This is a genomic window from Pseudomonas sp. KK4 (assembly GCF_001984065.1).
In the GTDB taxonomy this organism is placed as follows: Bacteria; Pseudomonadota; Gammaproteobacteria; order Pseudomonadales; family Pseudomonadaceae; genus Aquipseudomonas.
The window spans coordinates 1-7728 of sequence record NZ_LYVP01000179.1; the positions used below are offsets into that span (position 1 = coordinate 1).

8 protein-coding genes are annotated in these 7728 nt (G+C 62.5%); 2 read left to right on the forward strand and 6 right to left on the reverse strand.

Features of this window, described 5'->3' with window-relative positions; all coding sequences use genetic code 11:
- Positions 1-227: 227 nt before the first annotated feature.
- From B0W55_RS27910 to B0W55_RS27920, 3 genes are all read right to left on the reverse strand, one after another.
- Positions 228-1442: a cytochrome c biogenesis protein DipZ gene (locus tag B0W55_RS27910; RefSeq protein WP_077049131.1), complete on the reverse strand. Its 1215-nt coding sequence runs from the start codon at positions 1440-1442 to the stop codon at positions 228-230.
- A 100-nt stretch (positions 1443-1542) separates the two neighbouring features.
- The gene (locus B0W55_RS27915; RefSeq protein WP_077049132.1) at positions 1543-1797 is read right to left on the reverse strand and encodes a hypothetical protein; all 255 of its coding nucleotides are present in this window, start codon (positions 1795-1797) and stop codon (positions 1543-1545) included.
- A 49-nt stretch (positions 1798-1846) separates the two neighbouring features.
- On the reverse strand, positions 1847-2110 hold the full coding sequence (locus tag B0W55_RS27920; protein ID WP_077049133.1) for a DUF2790 domain-containing protein: 264 nt from the start codon (positions 2108-2110) through the stop codon (positions 1847-1849).
- Positions 2111-2417: 307 nt separating this feature from the next.
- Here B0W55_RS27920 and B0W55_RS27925 point away from each other — a divergent pair, with 307 nt between their 5' ends.
- On the forward strand, positions 2418-3158 hold the full coding sequence (locus B0W55_RS27925) for a response regulator (protein ID WP_077049134.1): 741 nt from the start codon (positions 2418-2420) through the stop codon (positions 3156-3158).
- Positions 3155-4465, forward strand: coding sequence for an ATP-binding protein (locus tag B0W55_RS27930; RefSeq protein WP_077049135.1), 1311 nt, complete (start codon positions 3155-3157; stop codon positions 4463-4465). Before B0W55_RS27925 ends, B0W55_RS27930 begins: the two co-directional genes overlap by 4 nt.
- Positions 4466-4581: 116 nt before the next feature.
- Here B0W55_RS27930 and B0W55_RS27935 read toward each other — a convergent pair whose 3' ends face one another.
- The 3 genes from B0W55_RS27935 to B0W55_RS27945 all read right to left on the reverse strand — a co-directional run bounded on the left by B0W55_RS27935 (position 4582) and on the right by B0W55_RS27945 (position 7659).
- Entirely contained in the window at positions 4582-5349 is a 768-nt protein-coding gene (locus tag B0W55_RS27935; protein WP_077049136.1) for a DUF2063 domain-containing protein, read from the reverse strand.
- Positions 5342-6181, reverse strand: a complete 840-nt coding sequence (locus B0W55_RS27940) for a DUF692 domain-containing protein (protein WP_077049137.1) — start codon at positions 6179-6181, stop codon at positions 5342-5344. Before B0W55_RS27940 ends, B0W55_RS27935 begins: the two co-directional genes overlap by 8 nt.
- 143 nt (positions 6182-6324) lie before the next feature.
- Entirely contained in the window at positions 6325-7659 is a 1335-nt protein-coding gene (locus B0W55_RS27945) for an acetamidase/formamidase family protein (protein ID WP_077049138.1), read from the reverse strand.
- Positions 7660-7728 lie beyond the last annotated feature (69 nt).

Consider the following 7728-nt stretch of genomic DNA (forward strand, 5'->3'; position numbering starts at 1 on the left):
ACTTTTTTTTGGCGTTTGAAAAAAAAGTGAGTCGCCGTCAGGGCGAAACCGCCAGCGGCCGTTACCGCAACAACGGATATGTACTCAATCAGCCAGAGCCAGGTCGGCTATCAGGCCGCCTTCGCGAGCAAGCCCGCTCCCACAGGTGATTGGGGTACATCCGCGAGAGATTGGCCGGCTGCCAGGCCACCATCGCCGGCAGCCCAGCCCCCACGAAGCATCCAACCTCAGGCCGCCGGAGCCCCCGCCCTGGCCTCTTTCAACAACTGCTGAATCATCTCCTCCTGCGTGTCATAGCTCCCTTCACCAAAGTGGGTATACCGCACCTGCCCCTTGGCATCGATCAGGTAATGCGCCGGCCAGTACTGGTTATCGAAATTACGCCAGATCGCATAATTGTTGTCGATCGCCACCGGGTAGGTGATGCCGTACTCCTTCACCTTGTCCCTGACGTTACCGATGATCCGCTCAAACCCATACTCCGGCGTATGCACGCCAATCACCACCAGGCCATCCTTCTCGTACTTCTTCGCCCAGTCCTTCACATACGGCAGGGTGTGCTTGCAGTTGATGCAGTCGAAGGTCCAGAAATCCACCAGCACCACTTTGCCCTTGAGCGACTCATTGGTCAGCGCCGGCGAGTTGATCCATTGCACCGCACCGGACAGCGAAGGCATGGCGCCCTGTGAGCTGTCCATGGAATCAGCCTTGACCTTGCTGACCAGGTAATCGACGACCTTCGGTACCGTTTCCAGCACGCCTTTTTCAACGCTGCTGACCCCCTGCGACGAGGTGCCGGCCAGCAGGACGTTGGCGCTACCGGTAGCAATCACCGCCGCACCGGCCAACACCGCAACACCGGCCCCACGACGCAACCAGCCAGTGACCGGAATCGATGGTTTCAGGCGATTGACCAAACCGCGACCAGCAAAGATCAGCACGCCCAGGGACAACGCACTGCCCATACCGTAGGCCACCAGCAAAAGGCTGGTGCCGGCATTCGCGCCCTGCAGCATGGCGCCGGTAAGGATCACCCCGAGGATGGGCCCTGCACACGGTGCCCAGAGCAGACCGGTGGCGACGCCGATCATCAGCGAACCCAGCGGGCCGGATACCTTGCGGCTGTTGCGGTCCAGACGATTGCCCAGCAACACGAACGGCCGCGCCAGCCAGTCGCCGACCCGGGCGGAGATCAGCGACAGGGCGAACAGCACCATCACGATCAGGGCCACATGGCGCCCGACATTACTGGCCTGTATCACCCACTCGCTGCTGACCACCGCCAGGCTGGCGACCGCGGCAAAGGTCAGGGCCATGCCACCGAGGGTCAGCAGGATCGATGAACGCGTGCGATCGGCGCCCGCGAACAGGAACGGCACCACCGGCAGGATGCAGGGGCTGAGGACGGTCAAAATACCGCCCAGAAAAGCGATGAGGAACATGGGATCACCTTGAAAAATTTGGGTGGCATTGACCGCGCCCTGGCGGGGATAAATCCCCTCACCACAAGCTCGCACCTACAGAGTCCGGCGGGGCCAGGCGTTACGCGTTCTGTTCATCCAGCCACTTGCCCTGCGGCGTATGGCTCGAACCATTCTCGGCAACCACCTGCCCCTGAGGCGTGCGGCTGTAACCGTCCTCCGCGAGGATGGCCTCGCCGCCCTGCTTGGCCACCGGGGTCAGCTGGAAGCAGGTGCTGCTGCCGCAGGCGTTGTGCTCGACCGCAGCGTTAGCGTGGGCCGCGGCGCCGGCGACGGTGAAGGCAATGGCGGTCAGGAATCGGCTGACATTGATCATGATGGTGTTCCTCGCTTCAAATGGGATGGGCAGTCGTTGATCGCCGGACTCAATTGTCCGAGGCGCAGTTGTCGGCGATCTTGCGGTAGTCCAGGACCTGGGTTTTGTTGTGCGAGTCCAGGTAGGTCAGTTGCGCATCGACGATGCCGCAGGACGGCGAATCACCCTGCTTGAGCGACACCACTTTCTTGATGTCCAGTTGCGTGCCGTAGGTGTAGGTTTTTTCGTTGACCACAGACTCGGCGCGAGCTGACAGGGTGCAGATGTTCAGGGCGGCAAACAGGCAAGCGGCGTAGATGGCTCTGGTGTTCATGGCGGATTCCTCAAGGTTGAAAACAGGTTCGATCGTAAGTGGGTTCGAGGCGGTTGGGCTTGCCTCGATGGAACCTATTTAAAGCTCGCGAGGTATCCGGCATGTGTCGGGAAAAGGCCGGTATAAATCGGTACGTATCAGAGTCCGGCCGGGATACAGAGCGATACAAACAGGCGCAAAATCGGCGTTTTCTTGTCCGTGTGTATCCCTTCACAAGCCAGATACACTGCAATACAAACCGCGGCGGGCGAGCCGGCCAAGGCTCGATAGACTGTGCGACATCCCCCCTTTGCACGAGGCAAGCTCCATGGAACACGTCGATCACATTCTCATCGTTGACGATGACCGAGAGATCCGCGAACTGGTGGGCAACTACCTGAAGAAGAACGGCCTGCGCACCACGGTGGTGGCCGATGGCCGGCAGATGCGCACCTTCCTCGAATCCACCCCCGTGGACCTGATCGTGATGGACATCATGATGCCGGGCGACGATGGCCTGATGCTCTGCCGCGAACTGCGCGCGGGCAAACACAAGACCACGCCGATCCTGATGCTGACCGCCCGCAACGATGAGACCGACCGCATCATCGGCCTGGAAATGGGCGCCGACGATTACCTGGTCAAGCCATTCGCCGCCCGCGAGCTGCTGGCGCGCATCAATGCCGTGCTGCGCCGCACGCGGATGCTGCCGCCGAACCTGGTGGTGACCGAAACCAGTCGGATGCTGGCCTTCGGGCGCTGGAAGCTGGACACCTCGGCCCGGCACCTGCTCGATGGCGACGGCACCATGGTCGCCCTCAGCGGCGCCGAATACCGCCTGCTGCGGGTATTCCTCGATCATCCGCAGCGAGTGCTCAACCGCGATCAACTGCTCAACCTGACCCAGGGCCGCGACGCCGACCTGTTCGACCGCTCCGTGGACCTGCTGGTCAGCCGCCTGCGCCAGCGCCTGCTGGACGACGCCCGGGAACCGGCCTACATCAAGACCGTGCGCAGCGAGGGCTATGTGTTTTCCCTGCCCGTAGAAATTGTCGGAGCACCCGCATGAACCTCTCGCTGCGTTGGCCTCGTACCCTGGCGTCACGGCTGTCGCTGATTTTCCTGATCGGCCTGATCCTGGCCCAGGCCTTGTCCTTCGGTGCGCAGTACTACGAGCGCTACGAAAGCGCGAAAAACACCATGTTGGGCAACCTGGAAACCGACGTCTCGACCTCCATTGCCATTCTCGATCGATTGCCGGCCAATGAGCGCCCGAACTGGTTGCAACAGTTGCAGCGCAAAAATTACGGCTACCTGTTGAATGAAGGCGAAAAAGGTACGCCGATGGACATGGAAATGCCCGACGCGCCCATCGCAATGGCGTCGATCGTGGACGCGGTCGGCAAGCAATACCCCATGACCTTCACCGACATTCCAGGGCCGAGGAAACACTTTCAGGCCCATCTGAAACTGTCCGATGGCAACCCGTTGACCATCGACGTGCGACCGGCGATGGTGCCGCTGTCGCCCTGGCTACCCATTGTGTTGATCGGGCAACTGGCGCTGATGCTCGCTTGTAGCTGGCTCGCCGTGCGCATCGCCATCCGCCCCCTCACCCGCCTCGCCGAAGCCGTGGACACCCTGGACCCCAACACCCATCCGGTGCTGCTGGACGAAGAAGGCCCCACCGAAGTGGCTCACGCGGCCAAGGCCTTCAATGCCATGCAGGCACGCATCGCCGCCTACCTCAAGGAACGCATGCAATTGCTGGCGGCGATCTCCCACGACCTGCAAACACCGATCACCCGGATGAAACTGCGCGCTGAGTTCATGGACGACTGCGTGGAGAAAGAAAAGCTGTGGAATGACTTGGGCGAGATGGAGCACCTGGTACGCGAAGGCGTCGCCTATGCCCGCAGCGTCCATGGCGCCACCGAAGAGAGCCGCCGCACCGACCTGGATTCGTTCCTCGACAGCCTGGTGTTCGATTATCAGGACGTGGGCAAGGACGTGCAGTTGAGCGGCAAAAGCCTGACCGTGATCGACACCCGCCCCCACGCTTTGCGCCGGGTGCTGGTGAACCTGACGGACAACGCCGTGAAATTCGCCGGCGCAGCGGAGTTGCTGGTGGAGAAAAAGGCTGACGGCAGCGTTTCGGTGAAAGTCATGGACCGGGGCCCGGGCATTGCCGAAGCGGAACTGGCCCAGGTCATGGAGCCGTTCTACCGCGTGGAAAATTCACGCAATCGCAGCACCGGGGGCACAGGCCTGGGCCTGGCGATTGCCCAGCAACTGGCGTTGGCGATCGGGGGATCATTGACGTTGAGCAACCGCGAGGGTGGCGGGTTGTGTGCCGAGTTGAAGCTCAAGCCATAACCCTGTAGGAGCGAGCATGCTCGCGATGGTGGTGACCGATGACGTGGGCTGTCTGACTGCCCGCGTCGTCTGGACGCCCATCGCGAGCATGCTCGCTCCTACAGGCTTGGCGTCGTTCATTTGCTGTGCGTGGCTACACCCACCACCCCTTCCCCCTGCAACTGCCGCAACAACGCCGTTCCGTTCACCATGAACGCCGCTGACCCGGCGCTTCCCGCCTCTTGCGCCAACCCTTCCAGCTGCTCACGCCCGCTCAACTCGGGAAACGCCTCAATCCGTTGCAACAAGCGCCAGGCCAGCGGGGTTAACGAGGAAAACTTCACACTCCAGTCTTTATCCCGGCGTACCAGTAACAAAGTCGGTTCGGCCGGGACCACATCGGGCTGGTAATCCGGCCCGACCAGCTGCACCGGCCACGCATAGGCCAGTGGCCAGGCCAGAGGCGACACCTGCAGCGGGCGCTCCATCAACGACTGCGCATCCCCGGGCGCCAACGGCTCGGCCTCGGATTGTTGCAGGGCCATTTCCACCCATTCGTAGTGCGCCAGCTCAATCATGAACGGCGGCCATGATCCGTCGGCCAGCGCCGCAGGTTCAGAGGCGAGAAACTCGACGAATTCCTCAGCGATCTCGCCGAATTTCGGCGTCTGCGCGCGGCAGTCCCGCAGGAAGATCCGCACCAGTGACCGCCAGCGCTGGTCACCGAGAATATTCACCAGCACCGGAAAGGTGCCGCTGATCAGGCTCGACAGGTTGGCAAACACCAGGTCGCGATACACCTGGGCACGCTGGGGGTCCATTTCCGGCGGCGGCGGGCAATGCTCGGGGTCGCGCAGGTAAAGGCCCATGCTGCTTTGCTGATCCAACAGCGAACGCTTAGCCATGGCTCACCTCCAGGGTCTGCAGGCGGCGAATGGTCTGCAATTCTGCGACCAGTTCGGAAAACGCCGGGAAGTTGAAGTCACGCTCCAGCAAGGTCGGTTGCGCGCCGAACCGGTCGTAGGCATCGGCCAGCAACGACCACACCGCGGGTTTCACCGAAGCGCCATGGGTGTCGATTTTCAAGGTGTCGGACTCATCGAAGTGCCCGGCGATGTGCATGGCCACCACCCGGTCGGCATCGATGCCGGCCAGGAAAGTCCGTGGGTCGAAGCCATGGTTGATCGAGTTGACGTAGACGTTGTTGACGTCCAGCAACAGGTCGCAATCGGCTTCGCGCAGCACGGCGTTGGTGAAGGTCACTTCGTCCATGTCCTGTTGCGGCGCGGCGTAGTAAGAGACGTTTTCCACCGCCAGGCGCCGGCCCAGAATGTCCTGGGCCTGACGGATGCGCGCGGCGACGTGGCGCACCGCCTCTTCGGTAAAGGGCAATGGCAACAGGTCGTACAGATGCCCGTCGTCGCTGCAGTAACTCAGGTGCTCGCTGTACAACGGCACATGGTAGTGATCGAGGAACAGCCGCACCTCCTGCAGAAAGCCGACGTCCAGCGGCGACGGCCCGCCCAGAGACAACGACAGGCCGTGGCAGGACAACGGATAACGTTCGGCCAGTGACCGCAACGCCGCGCCATGGGCACCGCCGATGCCGATCCAGTTCTCCGGCGCGACTTCTAGAAAATCGAAATGGCCGGCCGGGGCGGCCAGAAGGTCTTTCATTAAACCGCGACGCAAGCCGAGCCCGGCGCTGGCCTTGGCGGATGTGATGGGAGTTTGCATGGTGTCGATCTCGGGGTTGTCGGAACACAGCCACAGTTAACCCCGGCGGTGTATCGGGTCTGTGTGGTGCTTCGACGGAAAACGGCAGGCGTTGTATCGGAAGCGGGCCTGTACACACTGTGGTACAGACCCGCGGGTCAGGCTTATGCCAGGTCGTACTTCTCACGCACCAGATGGCCGATGCCCATGCGATCGAGCACGTTCATCGGGCACAGGAAGGTCACGCGCACGGTGCCGGGCAGGCGGCTGATGTCGATGGAGCCGGTGATGGTGGCACGGTTGAGCACTTCGTCGTACGGCAGGCCGGTGACACTGGCGGCGCGCTGCAGGCCGTTCTCCACCGCCAGGTTGAGGTTTTCGCCACTGCCGATGAAGGTGATCGGGCCGCTCTGCTCAATCTCGTGCTGGCCCCAGCGCTCGCCCAGGGCACGGACGCTGGCCCGCTGTTCGGCGTTCATGGGCCGGGCCATCGGCGGCAGGTCGTCGAGGTTTTGCAGGAGGATCGGGCCTTCAAGAGTCAGGTTTTTCACCACCTCTACCACCACTTCGGTTTCCCCGGAGCAGTCGGTGGCGTGACCGGCGATTTCACCGTTGCCCTGCTGGGCGTGCATATCCCCCATGTACACCCCGGCCCCCGGCACTTTCACCGGGCAGATCAGCACGCAGCCTTCGCGGATCGAGTTGGTGTCCATGTGGCCATCGGTCTTGGCTGCATGCAGCTCTTCGCGGCTCATGCCGAAACGGTGCGGGGCGTTGATCAGGTATTGGCCGAAGTCGGCGCAGTTGTGCGAATCGGGTATGTCCCGGGACGGCATGGTGCCGATGTTGCCGAGGAACGGGCGCATGTGCGCGGCGACGCCGGGAATGTCGGCGCGGGCCAGGGACAGGATCGAATGCTGGGCGGCGAATTCCGGCAGGGCCGACATCTCGGACGCCTTGCCGGCCAGTTGGTTGGCGATGGCCTGATTGACCGTCAGGCTGACCTGGTTCTGTGCATCGAACACGATTACGTAGCCATGGCTGAAGCGGAACGCGCTGACTTCGGCGTTGCAAGTATTGCAGCGAATCGAGTCTTCGCCGATGCCTTCGACATGGCTGGCCGGGTGTTCGGTGCCGCACTTGGAGCAGAACTTGGAGACGAACGGATCGCCGTTGTAGCGGCCCTCGACGAAGGCCATGACCCCGGACGAAGTCGCCAGCGAGGTCACGCGCATGCGCTTGATCTTGATCGCGACGGCATCGCCGATCTCGGCGCCGACTACGTGCACCGGTTGCGTCACTTCATGGCCGCCCTCGAACGCCGGGGTGATCATTGGCCCCCAGCAGCCCGGCGGCGTGCCGGTGATCAGGGTGCCGCCATCGGCCAGCGGGCCAAGCATCGGCTGGCTCGGGCCGATGATGCCGTGGGTGTACTGCTCGACGCGCAGGCGATTGACGGGTTCGGAAGGCAGGGCGGTTTCAGGCTGGAGCGTGCTCATTGTTGTCCCCTTGACGGTGTGTAGGGTGCCAGACGGCCTTCACAGTTCACCGCAGGTTTGTATCTGGGC

Bases quoted from the DNA above. Each gene is read 5' to 3' on its own strand.
- B0W55_RS27910 (WP_077049131.1), bottom strand. From the start codon at position 1,442: ATGTTCCTCATCGCTTTTCTGGGCGGTATTTTGACCGTCCTCAGCCCC.
- B0W55_RS27915 (WP_077049132.1), bottom strand. From the start codon at position 1,797: ATGATCAATGTCAGCCGATTCCTGACCGCCATTGCCTTCACCGTCGCC.
- B0W55_RS27920 (WP_077049133.1), bottom strand. From the start codon at position 2,110: ATGAACACCAGAGCCATCTACGCCGCTTGCCTGTTTGCCGCCCTGAAC.
- B0W55_RS27925 (WP_077049134.1), top strand. From the start codon at position 2,418: ATGGAACACGTCGATCACATTCTCATCGTTGACGATGACCGAGAGATC.
- B0W55_RS27930 (WP_077049135.1), top strand. From the start codon at position 3,155: ATGAACCTCTCGCTGCGTTGGCCTCGTACCCTGGCGTCACGGCTGTCG.
- B0W55_RS27935 (WP_077049136.1), bottom strand. From the start codon at position 5,349: ATGGCTAAGCGTTCGCTGTTGGATCAGCAAAGCAGCATGGGCCTTTAC.
- B0W55_RS27940 (WP_077049137.1), bottom strand. From the start codon at position 6,181: ATGCAAACTCCCATCACATCCGCCAAGGCCAGCGCCGGGCTCGGCTTG.
- B0W55_RS27945 (WP_077049138.1), bottom strand. From the start codon at position 7,659: ATGAGCACGCTCCAGCCTGAAACCGCCCTGCCTTCCGAACCCGTCAAT.